Source organism: Pseudomonadaceae bacterium SI-3 (assembly GCA_004010935.1).
Classification (GTDB): Bacteria; Pseudomonadota; Gammaproteobacteria; order Pseudomonadales; family Pseudomonadaceae; genus Stutzerimonas.
Genome location: CP026511.1, coordinates 3,904,390 through 3,925,608, shown reverse-complemented (window position 1 = coordinate 3,925,608; position 21,219 = coordinate 3,904,390). Strand labels below are relative to the sequence as shown.

17 protein-coding genes and 3 tRNA genes are annotated in these 21,219 nt (G+C 59.4%); 11 read left to right on the top strand and 9 right to left on the bottom strand.

The genetic code is table 11. From position 1 onward, the window contains the following. The first annotated feature begins 18 nt into the window (after window positions 1–18). A complete protein-coding gene (locus C1896_18370) occupies window positions 19–1,074 on the top strand; it encodes a DUF2333 domain-containing protein (protein ID AZZ46705.1) in 1,056 nt (351 codons plus the stop codon). 39 nt (window positions 1,075–1,113) lie between these two features. Here C1896_18370 and C1896_18365 read toward each other — a convergent pair whose 3' ends face one another. From C1896_18365 to C1896_18350, 4 genes are all read right to left on the bottom strand, one after another. Further along, the gene (locus tag C1896_18365; protein AZZ47729.1) at window positions 1,114–2,454 is read right to left on the bottom strand and encodes a sigma-54-dependent Fis family transcriptional regulator; all 1,341 of its coding nucleotides are present in this window, start codon (window positions 2,452–2,454) and stop codon (window positions 1,114–1,116) included. A 107-nt stretch (window positions 2,455–2,561) separates the two neighbouring features. Then, a complete protein-coding gene (locus tag C1896_18360; GenBank protein ID AZZ46704.1) occupies window positions 2,562–4,154 on the bottom strand; it encodes a PAS domain-containing sensor histidine kinase in 1,593 nt (530 codons plus the stop codon). Further along, window positions 4,144–4,377 carry a hypothetical protein gene (locus C1896_18355; protein ID AZZ46703.1) on the bottom strand — a complete coding sequence of 78 codons (234 nt, stop codon included), beginning with the start codon at window positions 4,375–4,377 and terminating at the stop codon, window positions 4,144–4,146. Before C1896_18355 ends, C1896_18360 begins: the two co-directional genes overlap by 11 nt. Before the next feature lie 60 nt (window positions 4,378–4,437). Beyond that, entirely contained in the window at window positions 4,438–5,445 is a 1,008-nt protein-coding gene (locus C1896_18350; GenBank protein ID AZZ46702.1) for an outer membrane protein assembly factor BamD, read from the bottom strand. 289 nt (window positions 5,446–5,734) lie between these two features. Between C1896_18350 and C1896_18345 the strand changes: the two genes are divergently transcribed. The 6 genes from C1896_18345 to C1896_18320 all read left to right on the top strand — a co-directional run bounded on the left by C1896_18345 (window position 5,735) and on the right by C1896_18320 (window position 10,636). Further along, on the top strand, window positions 5,735–6,709 hold the full coding sequence (locus tag C1896_18345) for a 23S rRNA pseudouridine(1911/1915/1917) synthase RluD (GenBank protein AZZ46701.1): 975 nt from the start codon (window positions 5,735–5,737) through the stop codon (window positions 6,707–6,709). Beyond that, window positions 6,706–7,440, top strand: a complete 735-nt coding sequence (locus tag C1896_18340) for a peptidoglycan editing factor PgeF (GenBank protein ID AZZ46700.1) — start codon at window positions 6,706–6,708, stop codon at window positions 7,438–7,440. Before C1896_18345 ends, C1896_18340 begins: the two co-directional genes overlap by 4 nt. Window positions 7,441–7,620: 180 nt before the next feature. After that, window positions 7,621–10,185: an ATP-dependent chaperone ClpB gene (locus C1896_18335; GenBank protein ID AZZ46699.1), complete on the top strand. Its 2,565-nt coding sequence runs from the start codon at window positions 7,621–7,623 to the stop codon at window positions 10,183–10,185. A 207-nt stretch (window positions 10,186–10,392) separates the two neighbouring features. Continuing rightward, window positions 10,393–10,468: transfer RNA gene (locus tag C1896_18330), tRNA-Asn, on the top strand. A gap of 10 nt (window positions 10,469–10,478) precedes the next feature. Further along, window positions 10,479–10,555: transfer RNA gene (locus C1896_18325), tRNA-Pro, on the top strand. A gap of 5 nt (window positions 10,556–10,560) precedes the next feature. Continuing rightward, a tRNA-Lys gene (locus C1896_18320) sits at window positions 10,561–10,636 on the top strand. A 157-nt stretch (window positions 10,637–10,793) separates the two neighbouring features. On the opposite strand, the gene C1896_18315 is transcribed toward C1896_18320, so the two are convergent. The 3 genes from C1896_18315 to C1896_18305 form a co-directional block, all read right to left on the bottom strand. After that, on the bottom strand, window positions 10,794–12,089 hold the full coding sequence (locus C1896_18315; protein AZZ46698.1) for an FAD-dependent oxidoreductase: 1,296 nt from the start codon (window positions 12,087–12,089) through the stop codon (window positions 10,794–10,796). 49 nt (window positions 12,090–12,138) lie between these two features. Beyond that, window positions 12,139–12,312 (bottom strand): DUF3094 domain-containing protein, encoded by a 174-nt coding sequence (locus C1896_18310; GenBank protein ID AZZ46697.1) that lies wholly within the window; start codon window positions 12,310–12,312, stop codon window positions 12,139–12,141. Between the two features lie 170 nt (window positions 12,313–12,482). Continuing rightward, the gene (locus C1896_18305; GenBank protein ID AZZ46696.1) at window positions 12,483–14,780 is read right to left on the bottom strand and encodes a DUF1631 domain-containing protein; all 2,298 of its coding nucleotides are present in this window, start codon (window positions 14,778–14,780) and stop codon (window positions 12,483–12,485) included. A 324-nt stretch (window positions 14,781–15,104) separates the two neighbouring features. Here C1896_18305 and C1896_18300 point away from each other — a divergent pair, with 324 nt between their 5' ends. Further along, the gene (locus tag C1896_18300; protein ID AZZ46695.1) at window positions 15,105–15,953 is read left to right on the top strand and encodes a nicotinate-nucleotide diphosphorylase (carboxylating); all 849 of its coding nucleotides are present in this window, start codon (window positions 15,105–15,107) and stop codon (window positions 15,951–15,953) included. A gap of 38 nt (window positions 15,954–15,991) precedes the next feature. Here C1896_18300 and C1896_18295 read toward each other — a convergent pair whose 3' ends face one another. After that, window positions 15,992–16,423: a DUF1043 domain-containing protein gene (locus tag C1896_18295; protein ID AZZ46694.1), complete on the bottom strand. Its 432-nt coding sequence runs from the start codon at window positions 16,421–16,423 to the stop codon at window positions 15,992–15,994. A gap of 246 nt (window positions 16,424–16,669) precedes the next feature. Here C1896_18295 and C1896_18290 point away from each other — a divergent pair, with 246 nt between their 5' ends. The 3 genes from C1896_18290 (at window position 16,670) to C1896_18280 (ending at window position 20,013) form a co-directional block, all read left to right on the top strand. Continuing rightward, window positions 16,670–17,299, top strand: a complete 630-nt coding sequence (locus tag C1896_18290) for an alpha/beta hydrolase (protein AZZ46693.1) — start codon at window positions 16,670–16,672, stop codon at window positions 17,297–17,299. A gap of 116 nt (window positions 17,300–17,415) precedes the next feature. Next, window positions 17,416–18,774, top strand: a complete 1,359-nt coding sequence (locus C1896_18285; GenBank protein AZZ46692.1) for a tryptophan--tRNA ligase — start codon at window positions 17,416–17,418, stop codon at window positions 18,772–18,774. A gap of 144 nt (window positions 18,775–18,918) precedes the next feature. After that, entirely contained in the window at window positions 18,919–20,013 is a 1,095-nt protein-coding gene (locus C1896_18280) for a cell division protein ZapE (GenBank protein AZZ46691.1), read from the top strand. A gap of 65 nt (window positions 20,014–20,078) precedes the next feature. On the opposite strand, the gene C1896_18275 is transcribed toward C1896_18280, so the two are convergent. Next, window positions 20,079–21,071 carry a GlxA family transcriptional regulator gene (locus C1896_18275; protein AZZ46690.1) on the bottom strand — a complete coding sequence of 331 codons (993 nt, stop codon included), beginning with the start codon at window positions 21,069–21,071 and terminating at the stop codon, window positions 20,079–20,081. Between the last annotated feature and the right edge of the window lie 148 nt (window positions 21,072–21,219).

Genomic DNA, 21,219 nt, shown 5'->3' with positions numbered 1-21,219 from the left:
AGAGAAGGACAGACGCCCATGTTGGATTGGAAGAATCGCTTCGGCCGCCTCGGCTTGTCGGGAAACTCAGCCAGAGCGGATGGGGCGACTCGCAATCCGCTATTGCTGGGGATCGCCCTGTTGATCGGCCTCTACTTATTGGTAGCCCTCTTGGTCGGGTGGTACTGGAGCTCCGAACCTGACCGCTTCCCGGTACAGCAGCATGTCCGGCAAGCCGCTGATGCTTCGCAGCAGCAGATTGTTAATGGCTACACGACGGTCGAAACCCTTAAGCAGGTCGCGAGCACCTTGCTCGACAAGCCAGGCGGCTATCTGAGCAACGACATCGCGCCCCCCGGCATTTGGCTGGACAATATGCCAAGCTGGGAATACGGGGTGCTTGTTCAGGTCCGCGACCTCAGTCGCGCGCTACGCAAGGATTTCGCACGTTCCCAATCCCAGTCGACGGAAGACCCAGATCTGTCCAAAGCCGAACCGCTGTTCAACTTCGACAATCGCAGCTGGGCTCTGCCCGCCAGCGAATCGGAATACCGCAACGGTATTCGTTATCTCAACCGTTACCTGGCGCGTTTGAGCGACCCGACCGCCAAAGCGCAGTTCTACTCGCGTGCTGACAACTTGAATAACTGGCTTGGTGATGTAGGGACCCGGTTGGGGTCGCTGTCTCAGCGTTTGTCGGCCAGCGTTGGACGTGTCCGTCTGGACGGGCAGGTGGCGGCCGAACTTGAGCGCGAAGGCGTCAGGCAAGTGGTTGAGGAAGAGCGTGTCGAGACGTCCTGGATGCAGATCGATAACGTGTTCTACGAGGCGCGAGGACAAGCGTGGGCACTGTCGCATCTATTGCGCGCCATTGAAGTGGACTTTGCCGACGTGTTGGCGAAAAAGAATGCGGCGATCAGCGTCAGGCAGATCATCCGCGAACTGGAAGCTGCGCAGGAACCGCTGTGGAGCCCAATGGTGCTAAACGGCAGCGGTTATGGCGTGCTCGCCAACCACTCGTTGGTCATGGCGAATTATATTTCACGAGCCAACGCGGCGATTATCGACCTGCGTAATCTGCTGTCGCAGGGATAACGGGCGCTCCGCGGCCCTTCGGGGCCGCGGTTTGTGTGCTCAGTCGAGCCCCAGCTTCTTCAGCCGATACCGCATGGAGCGGAACGACAGCCCCAGCCGTTGGGCGGCGGCGGTGCGATTCCAACGGGTTTCTTCCAGCGCCTGCATGATCAGTTTGCGCTCGACCTCTTCGAGGTGGTCTTCAAGATTGTCGATCTGCGCCAGGCTTGCTTCGCCATTCTCCGGCATGCCGGGTGCATCGGAAAGCCGCAGGTCGCTGGGTTTGATTTCTTCGCCTTCACAGAGCGTGTAGGCACGCTCAAGCATGTTTTCCAGCTCGCGCACGTTGCCGGGGAAGCGATAACTCTGCAGTTTTGCAAGCGCATCGGCTTGCAGCCGGGCCGGCGTGTCGCCGCATTCCTGGGCGAGGCGGCGAAGCATCACCTCGGCCAGCTGGGCAATATCCTCGCGGCGCTCGCGCAGGGGCGGCACGCGTAATTCGATGACGTTCAGCCGGTAGTAGAGGTCCTGCCGAAAGCGTCCCGCGGCGACTTCGCTTGCCAAATCCTTGTGTGTGGCGCAAAGAATCCGCACATCGACCACGACTTCCTTGGCGCCGCCAACGGAGCGCACGGCTTTTTCCTGGATCGCCCGCAGCAGTTTCACTTGCATCGGCAGAGGCAGATCGGCTACTTCGTCGAGAAACAGCGTGCCGCCATTGGCCGCCTGGAACAGCCCGGGCTTGTCTTCCATCGCCCCGGTAAAGCTGCCCTTCTTATGCCCGAAGAATTCGCTTTCCATCAGCTCCGAGGGAATCGCCCCGCAGTTGACCGGAACGAATGGCCGTTCGTGACGGGGTCCTTGCTCGTGAATCAGCCGCGCGACCAATTCCTTGCCACTGCCGGATTCGCCACTGATGTAAACCGGTGCCTGGCTGCGCGCCAGTTTCCCGATCTGTTTGCGCAGCATATTCATCGGCGGCGAGGCGCCGAGTAAGCGGCTGTCGACTGTAAGTTCGTTTGGGTTCGGCGTGCGCAGCCGCAGCGCGGTATTGACCAGTTCGCGGAGCCGACCGAGATCCACCGGTTTGGTGAGAAAGTCGAAGGCCCCGGCCTTGAGCGCCCCAATGGCCGTGTCCAGACTGCCATAGGCGGTGATCATCGCGACCGGCAATTGCGGGTACTGCTGCTGAATGAACTGCACCAGCTCTAAACCGCATCCGTCAGGCAGCCGCATATCGGTCAAGCACAGATCGTAGTGCTCGCGCGCCAGGCACTCCTTGGCTTCCTTGAGGTTGCGGGCGCTGCGGGTGTCCAGCTTCATGCGTCCGAGGGTGATCTCCAGGAGCTCACGGATATCGGGTTCGTCATCGATGATCAGTGCTTTCTGGCGAACGGTCATGGTCTCGGTCTTCGACATGGTAGTGCGGGTCCGCAATGTTAACGCTACATGACCTAGGTTGTACCGCGGCCGTGGCCGATGTGTGACCCGTTGCCTTCTCGGCGGGCTCAGCTCAGCTTGCGCGGATGCGCAAAGACGATACGAAAGCAGCTGCCTCCCTCGTCTCGTTCACGGTAATCCAGCCGCGCCTGATTGCTTTCGCAGAGCTCGCGAGAGATATACAGCCCCAGCCCCGTACCCTTGTTCTCGGTGGTGAAGAACGGCTCGAAGATATTCTGGACCTGCTCGGCCGGCACGCCTGCACCATTGTCGAGTACCTCCAGTACGGGGAGGTCGCTCGTCTCGTCTCGGAAGAGTTTCAGCCATACCTGTGCCTGGTCATGTTTCTGGCCACTGTAGCGCAGGCCGTTCTGCACCAGATTGGTTAGCACTTGAATCAGTTGATTCGGGTCCATGCGGGTCTGCAGTGAACTGCCCTGAGTCTCTACGTGGACAATTTGCTGAGGCGGTAGCGTCTGGCGAAATTCGCTGGCGAATCGATGCACCCAGTATTTCAGGTCCAGCAGTTGTGGCTCGGCCTGGCGACGACGCGACAGCTGCAGCACGTTCTCGATGACCAGGTTCATGCGCCGCGAGTGATCCTGAATGATCTGCGTCAGCCGTAAATCCGCAGCGTCCAGCACCTCTGATTCCTGCAGCAGCTGGGCGGCATGGCTGATCGCCCCGAGCGGGTTGCGGATTTCGTGGGCGATGCTGGCGGTCAGCCGCCCGAGCGACGCGAGTTTTAGCTGCTGGGCCTTCTGTGCGATCTGCGAGATGTCTTCAAGAAACACCAGCGTGTCCTGCTTCACGCCATGCTGCAGCGTAGCGAAGCTCGGCTGCAGAGTAGCGCCGTCAGGCGTGGCCTTGAAGTTGCGCGGCCGCAGGGTCGGATTGTCACGCCAGCGTTGCAGGCCCTTGATAATTTCCGGGCAGCGCGGCGCTAGTCGTTCGCCAGTCAGTGACTGTTGTCCGAGCAGCTCGAGCGCGCCCTGATTGGCAAGCAGCACACGTTCCTGAGGATCGAGGACAAGGATTCCGGTGCGCATGCGCTGCAGAATCTGGGCGTTAAGGGCTTCGAGGTTTGCGACCTCTTCGGCCCGCTGGCGGGCAAGCGTTTCGCTGACTTGCAGCCGTCTGGTAAGGCCCTGCACTAATAGTGCGGCGGCGAAGCACAGTGTGCCAAGTGCGGCGGCCTGAACATACTGACTGCTTGCCGCGCTGTCGCTTAGGCTGAGGTAGAACGTCAGATAGATGAGGCCGGTTGCGGCGACTGCGGCGATGAAAAAGCCGACGCGGCCGTGCAGCAGGATATTGGCGATGGCGACCGCTACGATCAGCAGGTTACCGATGCCGCTTGGCGTACCGCCCGCGAAGTAGAACAGTGCGGCCAGCAGGGTGACGTCCAGTAACGCGAGCGCCAGTACCGGCAGCTCTCGCTTGGGGTTCTGCAGCAAGACGGCTGCGAAGACGTTGAGAATCAGATAGAGCCAGGCGCCGTAGTAGAACTCCGTCGGGTTGGTCATGCGCATCAAATCGTTGTGCAGGTCGCTGCTAATGAGCAGAACCAGCACCAAGCCGATTACGACGCGATAAAGATGATAGAGCCGAAGGATTCGTCGGCCCTTGTAACCGAAAAACGTCAGGTGTTCAGTTCCCACCCGACTTGTTGTCCTGTTCCAGATGCGCCTGGCTGCAATACCACCGATCATGGCTCTGCAGTGCCTGCTCACGTGGCAGATGCACGCCGCATTGAACACAGCGAACTGTCATAACCGTGGTCTGTTGCGGTTTGCCTGCTGCAGGCTTGCTGGTCAGGCGACGCCAGAGCCAGAACGCCGCTGCAATCAGGATGATCCAGAACAACAGTCGAAACAGGCCCATATATGTACTTCCTGGCTAAGCCGTGCGGGCCTGCCGCTCTGGCAGGCTGCGGTTGGGTACTCAGTCGAAGAGGCCGAAGGTCAGATAGCTCCACCAGGATCGGTCTTCGCTTTGCTCTTCCTTTGCAGCTTCGGTTTCCGCTTCCCTCAACACTGGGCGCAGTTCATCCGGGAGATCCTGGGCAGCATTCTCATACTGACGCACCACGTCGCGGTTGGATTGCGAGCGGTCCGGGGCTTTGTTCTCGGTGTCGATCAGGCCGAGTGTGGCGCGGGACAGCCTGCTGCGGTTATCGGCCTCTTCCTGGCTAGGCACGAACTCACCCTCTTCCAGGCTGGGGTGTTGCGGGTAGTTGAGCTTAAGCGTATCTAGGCTGGTGCTAGCGAGCTCCTCGAGGCCAAGGCGTTGATAGGCTTCGGTCATGACGGCCAGGCCATCACCGACTGCGGGCGTGCCTTGGAAGTTTTCCACTACATAGCGACCGCGATTGGCGGCGGCCACGTAAGCCTGGCGGCGCAAGTAATAGTCAGCAACATGGATCTCATTCGCCGCCAACAAGTTACGCAGATAGACCATCCGTGCCTTGGCATCCGGGGAGTAGCGGCTGTTCGGGAAGCGAGTGGTCAGCTGGGCGAACTCGTTGAAGGAATCGCGTGCAGCGCCAGGGTCACGCTTGGTCATGTCAAGCGGGAGGAAGCGCGCCAGCAGGCCGCGATCCTGGTCGAAGGAGGCCAGGCCCTTCAGGTAGTAGGCGTAATCGACACTAGGATGCTGCGGATGCAGGCGGATAAAGCGTTCAGCCGACGAGCGAGCGGCTTCCGGCTCGGTGTTGCGGTAATAGGCATAGATCAACTCGAGCTGTGCCTGTTCGGCGAAGCGGCCGAAGGGGTAGCGGGACTCGAGAGCCTTCAGCTTGTTGATCGCACTGGTAAAGCTTTTATTGTCCAGGTCGGCCTGTGCCTGCCGGTACAGTTCCGCTTCGCCGAGGTTTTCACTGATGGTTTCGTTGGACGAACAGGCAGCGGTAAGGGCGAAAATGGCGATCAGCAGCAGGTGTTTCACTTGCATGGCGGCTTGCGTCCCTGTGACGGCTGGCTGTCTTGCGCTGAGCCGTCCTGTTATGATGGGCGCCCCGGCTGACCGGGACAAAGACGCGGTATTTAAACACAAGCGTGTTGCTGAAACCAAAGGCTGCACCCGTGTCGCTGTCGAGGGGCTGCTCAGACTCAGGATCTGCCCATAGGCCTCCTGTCTGTCGATCAGAGCATCTCCCCCTTTCTCATGTAGCGGCTCATCGCCTGTCGCAATCGGTGCGAATCGCACGGTTGCCTCTCCAACTATTGAAGCGCCCTTAATTATGTCCACGATCACCACCCAGGCCATTCATCTCCGCGCCGAGGTGCCCTACGACCTCGGCGGGCAGCGCCTTGATCAAGTTGCGGCACAGCTGTTCTCCGAGCATTCCCGTTCGCGTCTCGCCGCCTGGATCAAAGAGGGTCAGCTCACCGTCGACGGCGCTGTCCTGCGTCCACGGGATACAGTGCATGCGGGTGCCGTTCTGAAGCTTTCCGCCGAGCAGCAGGCTCAGGGCGAATGGGTGGCGCAGGACATTCCGCTGGATATCGTTTTCGAAGACGAACACATTCTGGTGCTGAACAAGCCGTCCGGGTTGGTGGTGCATCCTGCTGCCGGGCACGCCGACGGCACCTTGCTCAATGCCTTGTTGCACCATGTTCCTGATCTGATCAACGTGCCGCGTGCCGGCATCGTGCATCGCCTGGACAAGGACACGACCGGCCTGATGGTGGTCGCCAAGACCTTGCAGGCGCAGACGCGTCTGGTGGAACAGCTGCAGGCACGCAGCGTCAGCCGTATCTACGAGGCTATCGTCATCGGTGTGATCATCACCGGCGGCACCATAGATGCAGCGATTGGTCGGCATGGGCAGCAGCGCCAGCGCATGGCGGTGGTCGAGGGCGGCAAGCCTGCCGTGAGTCACTATCGTGTGCTTGAGCGCTTCCGGTCGCACACTCATGTTCGGGTCAAGCTTGAAACCGGGCGTACGCATCAGATCCGTGTGCATATGACGCACATCGGTTACCCGCTGGTGGGTGACCCGCTTTATAGCGGACGTTTTCGTATCCCGCCGGCAGCGATCCCGACGATGGTACAAACGCTGCGCGATTTTCCGCGCCAGGCATTGCATGCGCGCTTTCTGGAGCTCAACCACCCGATCAGTGGCGAGCGGTTGAAATGGGAATCGCCGTTGCCGGATGACTTTGTCTGGCTGCTGACGTTGTTGCAACAGGATCGCGAGGCGTTTAGCGGGTGACCGATTGGCCGGAGAGCTGGATCCGTCCCGACTGGCCCGCACCTCGCCGAGTGAGAGCGTGCGTGACTACGCGCAGCGGTGGCGTGAGCCAAGCGCCTTTTGATGGATTCAACCTGGGCGATCATGTCGGGGATGTGCCCGAGCGGGTGGCTGCAAATCGACAGCACCTGCAGCGGCTGCTCGGTTGCGAGCCTGCCTGGATGAGCCAGGTTCATTCGAATTGCGCTGTTGAAGCCAATCCGCGCAGTTGCCCTACCGCCGATGCCTGCTGGACGGGTGAAGCGGGTATTGCCTGTGCAGTACTGACCGCCGACTGCCTGCCGGTATTGTTCTGCGACCTCGACGAGACGCGTGTCGCGGCTGCCCATGCAGGATGGCGTGGGCTAGCTGCCGGCATGTTGGAGGCTACCGTGGCGGCGATGGCGGTGCCTGGGCCGCAATTGATTGCGTGGCTCGGTCCTGCAATAGGCCCTGCGGTATTCGAGGTGGGCGGCGAGGTGCGTGATGCGTTCATCTCTCGCCACCCCGCTTGTTTCGAAGCCTTTACGCCCAGCCATCGCGCGGGTCACTTCATGGCCGACATCTACCAGCTCGCCCGAATCCATCTGGCTGCGTGTGGCGTTACGGCTGTCTTCGGCGGCGGTTTCTGTACCGTCAGCGATCCCCGTTTTTACTCCTATCGCCGTGCCGCCCGCACAGGGCGCTTCGCCAGCCTGATCTGGCTGGTCTGAGTCGCGCGGCTCACAGCCTTGGCGTTTCGCATCTGACCTGCGTTAAACCACCGAAATGACCTGCGTCAAGGTCGCATGGCTTGAATCTCCAACAATCAACCTCATCTAAGGTCCATCTCGCAGGCTTTCGTTCGAGTGCGTTTCAAGTGCACGGCCTGCCTTACCTAGAAAGGTGATTACATGCGTATCGATCGTTTGACCAGCAAGCTGCAGCTTGCGCTTTCCGATGCCCAATCCATTGCCGTTGGTTTCGATCATTCGTCCATCGAGCCCTTGCATCTGATGCAGGCGCTGCTCGAGCAGCAGGGCGGCTCGATCAAGCCGCTGCTGATGCAGGTGGGTTTCGATATCAATGGTTTGCGCCAAGCGCTGACCAAAGAGCTTGATCAGTTGCCGAAACTGCAAAATCCGACAGGCGACATGAATATGTCGCAGGACTTGGCGCGCCTGCTCAACCAGGCTGACCGCCTCGCGCAGCAGAAGGGCGACCAATACATCTCCAGTGAACTGGTGCTACTCGCTGCTTTGGATGGCAGCAGTCGTCTGGGCAAGCTGCTGCTCGACCAGGGGGTGAGCAAGAAGGCGTTGGAAAACGCCATCAGCAATCTTCGGGGTGGTGAGGCCGTCAACGACCCCAACGCCGAAGAGTCGCGGCAAGCGCTGGACAAGTACACCGTCGACATGACCAAGCGCGCCGAGGATGGCAAGCTCGATCCGGTGATTGGTCGCGATGACGAAATCCGCCGGACCATTCAGGTGCTGCAACGACGCACCAAGAACAACCCGGTGCTGATCGGCGAGCCAGGGGTGGGCAAGACCGCTATCGTCGAAGGCTTGGCGCAGCGCATCGTTAACGGTGAGGTCCCGGACGGGCTCAAGGACAAGCGGTTGCTCGCGCTGGATATGGGCTCGCTGATTGCGGGGGCCAAGTTCCGCGGCGAATTCGAAGAGCGCCTGAAGGCGGTACTGAACGAGCTGAGCAAGCAGGAAGGCCGGGTCATTCTCTTTATTGATGAGCTGCACACCATGGTCGGTGCGGGCAAGGCCGAAGGCGCGATGGATGCTGGCAACATGCTCAAGCCAGCGCTTGCACGTGGCGAGCTGCATTGTGTCGGGGCTACCACCCTTGATGAGTATCGTCAGTACATTGAGAAGGACGCCGCGTTGGAGCGTCGCTTTCAACGTGTGCAGGTCGACGAGCCGAGTGAAGAAGACACCATCGCCATCCTGCGCGGCCTGAAAGAGCGCTACGAGGTGCACCACGGTGTCTCCATCACAGATGGTGCAATCATCGCGGCGGCGAAACTATCGCACCGCTACATCACCGATCGGCAGCTGCCGGACAAAGCCATCGACCTGATCGACGAGGCGGCCAGCCGTATCCGTATGGAAATCGACTCCAAGCCGGAGGAGCTCGATCGTCTCGATCGGCGTTTGATCCAGTTGAAGATCGAGCGCGAAGCACTGAAGAACGAGGATGACGAGGCCACCAAGAAGCGTCTGGCCAAGCTCGACGAGGAAATCGTCAAGCTCGAACGCGAATATGCCGACCTCGAGGAGATCTGGAAGTCGGAGAAAGCCGAAGTACAAGGCTCTGCCCAGATGCAGCAAAAGATCGAGCAAGCCAAGGCCGAGCTGGAAGCGGCGCGGCGTAAGGGTGACCTGGCGCGCATGGCTGAGCTGCAGTACGGCATCATCCCTGACCTCGAGCGCAGCCTGCAGATGGTCGATCAGCACGGCAAGACCGAGAATCAGCTGCTGCGTAACAAAGTGACCGATGAGGAAATTGCCGAGGTTGTCTCGAAGTGGACCGGTATCCCCGTGTCGAAGATGCTCGAAGGCGAGCGCGAAAAGTTGCTGAAGATGGAAGGCCTCCTGCACCAGCGTGTGATCGGCCAGCACGAGGCGGTTGTATCAGTAGCAAATGCCGTTCGCCGTTCGCGGGCCGGATTGGCCGATCCGAACCGTCCCAGCGGCTCTTTCCTGTTCCTCGGTCCGACCGGGGTGGGCAAGACCGAATTGTGCAAGGCTTTGGCCGAATTCCTCTTCGATACCGAAGAGGCCATGGTCCGAATCGACATGTCCGAGTTCATGGAGAAACATTCGGTTGCGCGCCTGATTGGAGCACCGCCGGGCTATGTGGGCTATGAAGAGGGCGGCTACCTGACCGAGGCCGTACGGCGCAAACCTTATTCGGTGATCCTGCTCGATGAGGTGGAGAAGGCGCATCCCGATGTGTTCAATATTCTGCTGCAGGTGCTTGAGGATGGCCGGCTGACCGACAGTCACGGGCGGACCGTGGATTTTCGCAATACCGTAATCGTTATGACCTCGAATCTGGGGTCGACCCAAATCCAGGAGCTGGTAGGCGATCCTGATGCGCAGCGTGCAGCAGTGATGGATGCAGTGAGCCAGCACTTCCGGCCGGAGTTCATCAACCGTATCGACGAAGTGGTGGTCTTTGATCCGCTGGCCCGCGATCAGATTGCCGGCATCGCTCGCATTCAGCTGAGTCGACTGCGCCAGAGACTGGCTGAGCGTGAGCTGAGTCTGGAGCTAAGTGACGAAGCCATGGATAAACTGGTCGCGATTGGCTACGACCCGGTCTATGGCGCTCGGCCTCTGAAACGGGCGATTCAGCGTTGGATCGAGAATCCGCTGGCACAGAAGATATTGTCCGGCGCATTCGAGCCAGGCTCGAGTGTATCGGGCACCGTACAGGGAGATGAGATCGTCTTCGCCTGACGCTGGTGATGCAGGCACCCTTCTATCGAGCGGTGCCTGCGGCCTCTTTATTAAAGCGGAACGGGATCGCGTCACCGAGTCGTGCAAATCATTGTAGTAAATCGTATTTTTTCTGTTGACAGCCGCGCCGATAACCGTAAAATGGCGCGCCTCTGAGGGGGGAAAGCAAGCGGTAACGCAGACCACCTGAGGAGCTGGAAATGAAGTTCCGCGATAGCTCAGTCGGTAGAGCAAATGACTGTTAATCATTGGGTCCCAGGTTCGAGTCCTGGTCGCGGAGCCAAATTCCATATCGGGGTATAGCGCAGTCCGGTAGCGCGCCTGCTTTGGGAGCAGGATGTCGGGAGTTCGAATCCCCCTACCCCGACCATTTTTGGGTCGTTAGCTCAGTTGGTAGAGCAGTTGGCTTTTAACCAATTGGTCGTAGGTTCGAATCCCACACGACCCACCAAAATCGCCTCGTTAAGAGGCGTGAGAAAGCGGGAGATCCGAAAGGGTCTCCCGTTTTTTTTTTGGCCTGGATCCCTCTCGTTTTTCACTTCTGTCGCCGGAAAGCTATCCGGTACAGCCAGCGCTTGTCCTCATAATGGCGCTGGCTACCGGCTCAATCAATGAAGCTTGAGGCGTGGCACTGTGCTGGTGCTGAGTTTGTCCCCGATCATCATCAGGCCGGTACGAGCCACGCCGTATAGCGCGATCTGATGCATCCGATACAGGGAAACGTAAAACATCCGCGCTAACCATCCTTCCAGCATCACGTTGCCGGTGAGGTTGCCCATCAGATTGCCTACGGCTGAGAAGCTCGACAGCGATATCAGGGAGCCGTAATCGCGATACCGATAAGTGGGCAGGTCTTTGCCCTCGAGTCGCCGGACAATCGATTTAGCGAGTAGCGATGCTTGCTGATGTGCCGCCTGCGCTCGCGGTGGTACGTTGCGATCGCTGTCCGGTTGTGGGCATGCGGCGCAATCGCCGAAGGCGAATATGTTTTCGTCTCGGGTGGTCTGCAGTGTGGGAAGCACCTGCAGCTGGTTGATTCGATTACTTTCCAGTCCGTCTATGTCTTTTAGGAAGCTCGGCGCTCGGATACCGGCAGCCCACACCTTCAAGGTGGCCGGGACAAAGTTGCCATCCTTGGTATGCAAGCCTTCATCCGTCACCTCGCTCACTGCGGCGTCAGTGAGTACGGTGACGCCCAGATCTTTGAGCGTTTGGTGCACCGGCTGGCTGATCCGCTCCGGTAGCGCTGGCAGCACCCGCGGACCAGCTTCAATGAGTGTGATATGGACGTTTTCCGGCTTGATGCCGTTTAGCCCATAGGCAGCGAGCTCCCGTGCGGCGTGGTGAAGCTCGGCGGCAAGCTCGACCCCTGTGGCGCCAGCGCCGACAATCGCCATGTTGATGGTGCTTTGATGGCCTTCAGCGGCATGGGCGCGCATGTAGTGGCTTAGCAGCAGGCGGTGGAATCGTTCTGCTTGCTCACGTGTGTCGAGAAATATGCAGTGCTCGGCGGCGCCCTTGGTGCCGAAATCATTGGTCGTGCTACCGACTGCGATCACCAGAGTGTCATAGCTCAGCGTGCGAGCCGGCACCAGCTCGACTCCATGCTCATCGAAAGAGGCTGCAAGGTGTACGCATTTGCGCTCACTTTCCAGGCCGCTCATGCGGCCCATCTGGAACTCAAAGTGGTTCCATTTCGCCTGCGCTACATAGTTGAGCTCGTCAGCGGACGAGTTCAGCGAGCCGGCGGCCACTTCGTGCAGTAAGGGTTTCCAGATATGCGTCAGGTTGGCGTCGATCAAGGTGATACGCGCCTTGCCACGCTTGCCCAGGGTTCTACCCAGGCGGGTGGCAAGCTCCAGGCCGCCGGCGCCGCCGCCAACGATTACGATGCGATGTGTCATGGAATGAACTCATAGGCTTTACGGAATTCGGTTCGGCGCCTTGTGGCGGTCATAGGACCAGGCGGCTAAGGAGGCGGCTCAGCAGCCCCAGGCCGAGTACCACTGCCAGGACCAGCACAAGGAGCAGCCACGGCCGAAAAGGCCGGCGCTCGACTTGGTGCTGAGGCGCGCTGAGGTAGTGGTCAACGCGTTCCTGGTCTTCGGGTTTAAGACGGCTGGGCATACGCACCTCGAAAGGGGATGCAGGCATTCTAGCGGTGCGAGGGCAAAAGCCAAGCGTGATGACGCTTGGCAGTTGGTTCTGGTTGGCTGGATGACAGCGTGGGGCGGGCTAGTGGGGCGGGCTAGTGGGGCAATGGCGTGGGGCAGGGTTTCTACCCGTCCCACTTGTCTCTATCGCCCATTGTTGTGTTTAAGGCTCCGAAGATTGCCAATTACCGACTCCAGGGCGCGGTCGAAGAGCAGGGCATCGTTGAGTAGGCGTATTGCACCGCGACGGAATTCTATCGCGAGGCCCATTCGGGTTTTCTCCAAGACTTTCATGCCAGTGCGGTTGACGAAAATATATTTGCCCGTGGGCTTTATCACCGCAGCAAGCTTGCAGCGGAGCTTGTGCTCTTCGTCCTCCTGAAACTCGACCCAGCTGCCGACTCGCAGGTTATCGACCTGCATGAGCGCTTCGTCGTTGTCGTCCAGGTTGATTTCCGGCTCATGCTCCCGGGTTTCACCTGGGGCGAGTAAAACGATCTCCTCGTTGACCTCAACCATCGCTGAACTGGCCGGTTCGTTGACGGGATCTTCGCGCGGAGGCAGTTCCAGCTTCTGGTCGGCTGTAGAACTACCAAGACCAAGGTCGAGTGGTTCGCTGGCTGGCGCAATTTTGGCCGGTTTGTTGAGCTGCTGTAGGGTCTGCACATGCAGCGCTTCGAGCCGGGTAAAGAAGTCGCTGGTGGAGAAGGGGTCAAACGCCGCGCTTACCAGGCCGTCGCGAAGGTTCTTCAACAGGCTTGGAACAAGCTCCAGTAGTCGCGCGCGGGACTCGAGATCTTCGTGTGGCGCAACGCTCCATATAAGGTCATCCATAGTGGCCAGCGCAGCCTGCCACTGTTCGGACTGAGTGCCATGCTTCAGGCAGGTCAGCAGAAGAACCTTACTCCACGCCTCTTGCAGCAGTCGAACAACAACTTCGGGCAGGGTTTTGCCGAGCAGTCGCTGATTAAGCGCATGTTCGACCTCCTGGCGGGCCATTTCGGCTTTAGCGCGTCCTTCTTCGGCGTCCCGCGTGCGCTGTTCTAGCAGTTCGCTACGGCGTCGCTCGTCGCCGGTGAAGGCGAGGAAGTCGGCGAGCAGTTCGGAGAAGATTGCAGCATCATCGACAAAATCGTTCAGCAGGCGCGCCACAATCTGCTCGATTTTCTGGTACAGGCTGTCGCGCTGGACTTCGTCCTGATCGGCCCAGCCCATTGAGGCTGAGGCGATCTCATTAAGCAGACGTCGGGCTGGATGACTGCCTCGGCTGAAGAAAGTCTTGTCCAGCACCGCTACTTTTAGCACCGGGATTTGCAATCGTCCGATCAGTGCCTTGAGTGAGTCGGGCAGGGTGCGGTCGTCGAGAATGAACTCGAACAGCATCGACACAAGGTTTATGACGTCTTCGTCGACTTCGCCGACCACGCGTGATTTGCCGCTCTTGGCGCTGACCCGATGCAGCAGTTGCTCTAGCTGGTCCTGCAGATCGAACTCATCGACCTGCTGCGGTGCGCGTGACTGCAAATGCGAGAGCAGACGCATCAGATCGTTGCTGGAGATCGGAATGGCGTCGCTGGGCAGGTTACGGGCCGGTAGCGCACTTCCGCGCAGTTCCGAAAGCAATGCCTGGAGGCTGCCGAAAGCTTCCTGAACGCCACTGTCAACGTATGCGGGTGCTTCGCTGAAACCCGCTCCAGACCTTGAGGGGCTGTTTTCTGACGCGCCTGGGCGGTTTGACGAGCGGCGTGGCTGCGCTGATTGCAGTTCCGGCAGGACGCTCGCCGCCACCAGTATCTGGTTGGATTCGGCATACAGCTGCTCAAGATCGGTCAACACGTAACGTTCGAACAGCTTGAGAATGATCAGCTTGACCTTGATCTCGACGCCCAGGCTGCGGCAGGCCTCAAGGAAATACTCACAGAGTTGCTGGGGGCCCAGCGGATTGTTCTTGTCGTCGAGCTTTTTGCTGACCAGGACGTTGATGCGGGTTGTGAGGTGGCTGAGTGGCTGACTGGCGCGGCTCATTACCTTGGCGACCATGGTGTCGATCGCGACCGACTCTTCCAGTTCGTCGTTCTGCACCAGCGCCAGGCTCTCAAACGATGCTTCCTGCGGCGCGGGCTTACCGATTTCGTATTGGTTGAGTTTGGAAAAAGATTCAAAAACCTGTTGCAGGAAGCTGCGCTCGATGCCGCGGCGCTTCATGCGCAGATCACGCATAGCTTCAAAAAAAGCGTTCTGTTCGGCGTTGCTGGTGGCGCGGTCGGCAATCTCAAAGAGCGAGTCGTCAGCGTTGTCGAACAGTGTCTGCAATGCCAGGCGCAGCTGCTGGGCGGCTTTATCGCGCACGCTGATGAGCGCGACAGGTAGTCTCCCTGCCGGCGAGGTGGGCTTTTGCTCGGCGCTGGCCTTGAGGTGCACCACTTTCGCATCGGTTCGCATCGAGACTCTCCGGTCGCCTGTGATTCAAGCGCTGTACATTTGTAGCATGCCGCTGATTTTAGGCGGGGGCAACGGCCTAAATCGCTTGGGCTGGGCTCGCCATTTCTGTGGCGCCAATTTATGAGTCCATTATATGCCGCTTGTTCACTAGCCTAGCGCGGTTTTGTTTTGGACATGAAGCAGCTCACAGATACTCGCGTGTTTCCTACAGGTGGTCGGAAAATGCCGAGGGCGCCAAGAGCCACATGACGTTTCATCCGGTTCGGTTCATGCGTCATGACCAGCGCAAGCTTTATACTTTGCTGAATTATCTGGGAGCCCACCGTGACCAATATCACTCTTGCAGACCTGTCCGCCGAAATCGAAACCAATGTACGCAAGGCGCTGATGGAGGATATTGGCGCCGGCGATATCACCGCGCAGTTGATCCCTGCAGAGCGGCTCGCCCAAGCGGTGATCATCACTCGCGAGGCGGCCGTTATCAGTGGTACGGCTTGGGTCGACGCGGTGTTCCGGCAGCTGGACCCGCGGGTGGCTGTGCATTGGCGGGTGGTCGATGGCGAACAGGTGGCGGCGGACCGTGTACTGTTTCAACTGGAGGGCCCTGCACGTGCGCTGCTAACTGGCGAGCGCGCGGCGTTGAATTTCCTGCAGACGTTGTCGGGGGTTGCGACCCGTTGCCGACATTACGCCGATCTCGTCGAAGGCATTGGTGTGCGGCTGCTCGACACGCGCAAGACTATTCCCGGGTTGCGTCTGGCGCAGAAGTACGCCGTAACTTGTGGCGGTTGCCATAACCATCGAATCGGCCTGTACGACGCCTTTCTGATTAAGGAAAACCACATCGCTGCCTGCGGTGGTATCGCGGAAGCCGTCGCAGCCGCACACCGCATCGCTCCGGGCAAGCCGGTAGAGGTCGAAGTGGAGAGTCTTGACGAGCTGGAGCAAGCTCTACGCGCAGGTGCTGATGTGGTAATGCTTGATGAGTTGAGTCTGGCGGACATGCGCACCGCGGTGGGCATTACGGCGGGGCGGGCGAAACTGGAGGCGTCGGGAGGGATTGATGACGGTACGCTGCGTGCGATTGCCGAGACCGGCGTGGACTATATTTCCATCGGCGCGTTGACCAAGCATGTGCGTGCAGTTGACCTGTCCATGCGTCTAACGCAATAACTCAACACGAGGCGGCACCAAAGTGCCGCCAGTCAGGCTCAGTGCTTGCTTTTCAGGCCGAAGTTTTCATGCAGCGTGCCGGGTACATCCGCGTCTTTGGGCGCGTAATCCTTCGGCGGCTCGGTGAACGTCGGCGAGCTGAGGCGCTCACGGTGGCTATGATTCTCCTCGCTATGCAGCGCCGCTTGCAGGCGCTGGCGAGTCTGCTCGTCAAGCGCCAGCTTGTCCGCGCCTTCTGATAGGTGATCCTGCATGTCCTGATAGCTGTTAGTCAGCTTGCGCAACAAGCTTGCCGTGGTATTGAAATGGGTCACCACTTCGCTTTGATAGGTGTCCAGGCGCTCTTGCAGTTCGTCCACCTGGCGCTGTGTGCTATTCGGCGCGCTGTTTCGCGCAATCAGGTAACCAATGACGATGCCGACGATCACGCCGACGATCGGGAGCAACCAGGTCGCGAAGGTCTGTTCCACGAATACTTCCTCTATAAAAACGGCTGTGCTGTTCAGCAGCGAAACCTTGCGCTGGCGGTCGGGCAGGGCGACTGTCGGGCCGGGACGCAGCTGCTATGCGCGGGCGCACCGCCTGATGCGGTGGTTTTTCCACGGCTTGATACGTTAACGTCTCGTTCCTGCCCTGTATACCGCAACACGCTATGGCGATCACCGCGCAGGGTGTAAGCAAGACGAGCCAATTAGCCCCAAGGTCACGGAGTTACTTTGTTGAAACGCGAAAACCCCATATCCGTAGAGGGTCCGGCCGGCGTGCTGGAGGGCCTGCATTTCGATCAGCCCGAAGCGTGCGGACTGGCGCTGATCTGTCATCCCAACCCGGTCAAGGGTGGGACCATGCTCAATAAGGTGGTGTCGACCTTGCAGCGCACGGCTCGCGACGCGGGTTATGCGACGCTTCGGTTCAACTTTCGTGGGGTTGGCGGCAGTGCTGGGCACCATGACATGCACACCGGCGAAGTCGACGACGCCGAGGCCGCGCTGCGCTGGTTTCAGGCGCAGCACCCAGGATTGCCGCTGACATTGTTGGGTTTTTCCTTCGGTGGCTTCGTTGCGGCGGCGCTAGCGGGGCGGCTCGAAGCCCGAGGCGAAGCGTTGGAAAGACTGGTTCTGGTCGCGCCCGCGGTTTCGCGTCTTGTTGATCAGCCATTGGCTAAACGCTGCAAGTTGACCATCATCCAGCCCGACGATGATGAGGTCATCGAGCCAGCGTCGGTACATGCATTTTCCGCCGGACTTCAGCATCCCCATGAATTGCTGAAAGTGGCAGAATGCGGCCACTTTTTTCACGGCAAGCTGGTAGAGCTGAAAGAGCTGGTCGCGCCGCGATTGGGCTAGCGGTGAGCTAGTCGCCGCACGTGCTGCACGATCACTCAAACTGGCCGTGGCTCGCTCCATTTTCAACGGAACGCCAGCAGGTTTGCCGCTGGCGTCGACCGAATCGAGATCAACGTATGAAAACCCGAATTCTCACCGGTATCACCACCACCGGCACGCCTCATCTGGGCAATTACGCCGGCGCCATCCGCCCGGCCATCTTGGCCAGCCGGGAGGCGGATGCCGACTCCTTCTACTTTCTCGCCGATTACCACGCGCTAATCAAATGCGACGACCCGCTGCGCATCCAGCAGTCGCGTCTGGAAATTGCTGCAACCTGGCTGGCCTGTGGCCTGGATGCGGATCGGGTGACCTTCTACCGCCAGTCCGATATTCCCGAGATACCCGAACTGACCTGGCTGTTGACCTGCGTCGCGGGCAAGGGCCTGCTGAACCGTGCTCACGCTTACAAGGCGTCGGTAGACAAGAACGTCGAACTCGGTGAAGACCCTGACGCGGGCATTACGATGGGCTTGTTCAGCTATCCGGTGCTGATGGCGGCCGATATCCTCATGTTCAATGCACACAAGGTGCCGGTCGGGCGCGATCAGATTCAGCATGTGGAAATGGCACGTGACATTGCCCAGCGCTTCAATCACCTGTTTGGCAAGGGCAAAGAGCTGTTCACCCTTCCCGCTGCGGTGATCGAGGAAAGCGTGGCAACACTGCCTGGCCTTGATGGACGCAAGATGTCCAAGAGCTACGACAACACCATTCCGCTGTTCGCCAGCGCTAAAGAGCTGAAAAGCACCATCGCGCGCATTGTCACCGACTCCCGGCTGCCCGGTGAGCCTAAGAATCCAGACGACTCCCACCTGTTCACCATCTACCAGGCATTTGCCACCCCGGCGCAACTGGCCGAGTTCCGCGCCGAGCTGGCCAACGGTCTGGCCTGGGGCGAGGCCAAGCAGCGCTTGTTCGACCTGCTCGATCGCGAGCTGGGCGAGGCGCGAGAGCGCTACCACACCCTGATGCAGCGCCCGGGAGATCTGGAGGATATCCTGCAGGCAGGTGCCGACAAGGCGCGCAAGGTCGCAACGCCATTCCTAGGCGAATTGCGGGAATCGGTGGGGCTGCGGAATTTCCGCAGCGAAGTGGCTAGAGCCGCGCCGGTGAAGAAAAAAGGTGGCAAGGCCGCTCGCTTCGCCAGCTTCCGCGAAACTGACGGTAGCTTCCGTTTCCGTTTTTTTGCCGCCGATGGAGAAGAGTTGCTGTTGTCACGGCCGTTCAGCGATCCCAAGGCGATTGGTGCGCTGAGTCAGCGCCTGATCGCGCAGGGCGTGGATGCCCTGGAACTCCGAGCCGATGAAGACAATCAATTTACCCTGTGGCTAGACGGCGATTGCATCGCTGACAGCCCCAGCTACGCCGATGAGCAGGCTTTGGAAGCAGCCATGCTGCGTCTGCGCCAGGCATTGGCGACGCTTGCTGCGTAACTCCCGCACCGGATGCGCCGATCGTGGTCAGCGCTTCCCTGCTGATCTCATACGAGGCTCCAGCAATTGAACGACCTGAGTAAATTGCCAACCACCCAGGGCGCGGCTAAAGTGTCGGCCCCGTTTCACTACCCAGAACCCGCCATGACCCCTCTTGAGCGCTATCAGGAAGATCTGAAACGTCCTGACTTTTTCCACGATGCCGCCCAGGAAACCGCGGTGCGACATCTGCAGCGTCTGTATGACGATCTGGTCGCAGACGACCGCAACAAGTCCGGGCTGCTTGGCAAGCTGTTCGGCAAGAAACACCAGGAGCCTGTGAAAGGCCTGTATTTCTGGGGCGGCGTTGGCCGCGGCAAGACCTATCTGGTCGACACCTTCTTCGACGCGCTGCCCATTGAGCGAAAGACCCGTACGCACTTTCACCGTTTCATGAAGCGCGTGCACGAAGAGATGCGCACGCTCAAGGGTGAGAAGAACCCGCTGACCATCATCGGCAAACGCTTTGCGGATGAGTCGCGGGTGATCTGTTTCGACGAATTCTTCGTGTCGGATATCACTGACGCGATGATCCTTGCGACCTTGCTGGAAGAGCTTTTCAAGAATGGCGTCAGCCTGGTCGCAACGTCCAACATTGTGCCGGACGGGCTCTACAAGGATGGCCTGCAACGTGCGCGCTTTCTGCCAGCGATCGAGTTGTTGAAGAAGCACACCGAGATCGTCAACGTCGACAGCGGTATCGATTACCGTCTACGTGCGCTCGAACAGGCCGAGCTCTACCACTTCCCGCTGGATGCCGAGGCGGAGCAGAGTCTGGAAAAGAGCTTCCGCAGCTTGCTGCCGGAGAAGTGCCGGGTTCAGGAAAACGAACCCTTGATGATCGAGAACCGCGAGATCGTTGCGCGCAAGGTTGCCAGTGGCGTGGCCTGGTTCGAGTTCCGTGAACTCTGCGACGGTCCGCGCAGCCAGAACGACTACATCGAGCTGGGCAAGATTTTCGATGCAGTGCTGGTTTCCAACATCGAGCGGATGGACGTTTCCAAGGACGACATGGCACGTCGGTTCATCAACATGGTTGACGAGTTCTACGACCGCAACGTCAAGCTGATCCTGTCGGCCGAGGTTGAGTTGAAAGACCTGTATGCAGGCGGCCGGCTCGAGTTCGAATTCCAGCGGACCCTGAGTCGTCTGCTGGAGATGCAATCCCACGAATATCTGTCGCGCCCGCACAAGCCCTGATAACGCCCATGCGACGCACGCGGCAAGTCTGCTTCTCGCACGACTTGCCGTTTGTGTTTTATGGGTCAGGCGCTTTTATGGCGATACTGCTGTCGATACTGATTCGGCGACAGTTCGGTGTGCTGGCGGAACAGGCGGGCGAAGAAGCTCGCGTCGTCGTAACCCACTTCGTAGCTGATGGTCTTGATGCTTTTTCGGGTCGTGGAAAGCAGCGTCTTTGCCGTTTCGATGCGTAATCGCTGGAGATAGTGCAGCGGCTTGTCGCCAGTGGCCGTCTGGAACCGGCGCATGAAATTGCGAATACTCATGCCGTGATCGCGCGCCACATCTTCGAACCGAAATTTCTCCGCGAAATGCTCCTCAAGCCATTCCTGGATCTGCAAAACCCGGGTGTCCAGGTGAAGCTTCTGTCCGCCGAAGCCTATTCGGCCCGGATTGTAGTTGCGCCGGACCTCGAACAGGATGTCCCGCGCCATGCCTTGAGCGATATGGGCGCCGCAGTAGCGCTCGACCAGATGGATATAGAGGTCGCAGGCTGACGTGGTGCCGCCTGCACAGTAAAGATTGTCGCTGTCGGTCAGGTGCTTTTCCTGAGTGAACAACACGCGCGGAAACCGTTCGACGAATTCATGGGCGAAACGCCAGTGAGTGGTGCCCTCACGGCCGTCAAGCAACCCCGCAGCAGCCATCCAGAAGGCCCCGCTGGCCTCGCCGCAGATCGCGCTGCCGGCCGCATGCCGCTCCTGTAACCAGGGCGAAACCTGCGGGTAGCGCTGGCAGATAGCGTCAAAGTCACCCCAGAATGCCGGTAGGATCACGGCGTCTGCCTCATCCAGGGCTCCATCCACTTCAATGCGTGGGCCGCTGAATGTACTGACCGACAGCCCGTCCGGGCTGACCAATGACGTCTCGAACGCGGGGTTGAGATCGAGTCCCAGCTGCTTGCCGTAGCGCAGGCTGGCCATGTGGAAGAAGTCCTTGGCATGGAGCAGGGTGGAGGCGAACACACCGTCTGTTGCCAGAATACTGATACGTTTCAAGGGAGGGGCGGTGAGCATGCGAGATCAGGCTGTTCCGATTGTTATTGTTTGGGGTAAAGCAGGGTAAAAATGCCGCAGTCCGGCGGGAGCGTCTTATTTTTTCGCGTGACTGTCCAGTCCCAATCCATGAATGGATCGTGGAACCGTACCTTCGGTTGACCGTCTG

Coding starts and splice junctions, on each gene's coding strand:
- C1896_18280 (AZZ46691.1), top strand. CDS start 18,919: ATGACCCCTCTTGAGCGCTATCAGGAAGATCTGAAACGTCCTGACTTT.
- C1896_18315 (AZZ46698.1), bottom strand. CDS start 12,089: ATGACACATCGCATCGTAATCGTTGGCGGCGGCGCCGGCGGCCTGGAG.
- C1896_18365 (AZZ47729.1), bottom strand. CDS start 2,454: ATGACCGTTCGCCAGAAAGCACTGATCATCGATGACGAACCCGATATC.
- C1896_18355 (AZZ46703.1), bottom strand. CDS start 4,377: ATGGGCCTGTTTCGACTGTTGTTCTGGATCATCCTGATTGCAGCGGCG.
- C1896_18310 (AZZ46697.1), bottom strand. CDS start 12,312: ATGCCCAGCCGTCTTAAACCCGAAGACCAGGAACGCGTTGACCACTAC.
- C1896_18345 (AZZ46701.1), top strand. CDS start 5,735: ATGTCCACGATCACCACCCAGGCCATTCATCTCCGCGCCGAGGTGCCC.
- C1896_18350 (AZZ46702.1), bottom strand. CDS start 5,445: ATGCAAGTGAAACACCTGCTGCTGATCGCCATTTTCGCCCTTACCGCT.
- C1896_18335 (AZZ46699.1), top strand. CDS start 7,621: ATGCGTATCGATCGTTTGACCAGCAAGCTGCAGCTTGCGCTTTCCGAT.
- C1896_18370 (AZZ46705.1), top strand. CDS start 19: ATGTTGGATTGGAAGAATCGCTTCGGCCGCCTCGGCTTGTCGGGAAAC.
- C1896_18285 (AZZ46692.1), top strand. CDS start 17,416: ATGAAAACCCGAATTCTCACCGGTATCACCACCACCGGCACGCCTCAT.
- C1896_18275 (AZZ46690.1), bottom strand. CDS start 21,071: ATGCTCACCGCCCCTCCCTTGAAACGTATCAGTATTCTGGCAACAGAC.
- C1896_18305 (AZZ46696.1), bottom strand. CDS start 14,780: ATGCGAACCGATGCGAAAGTGGTGCACCTCAAGGCCAGCGCCGAGCAA.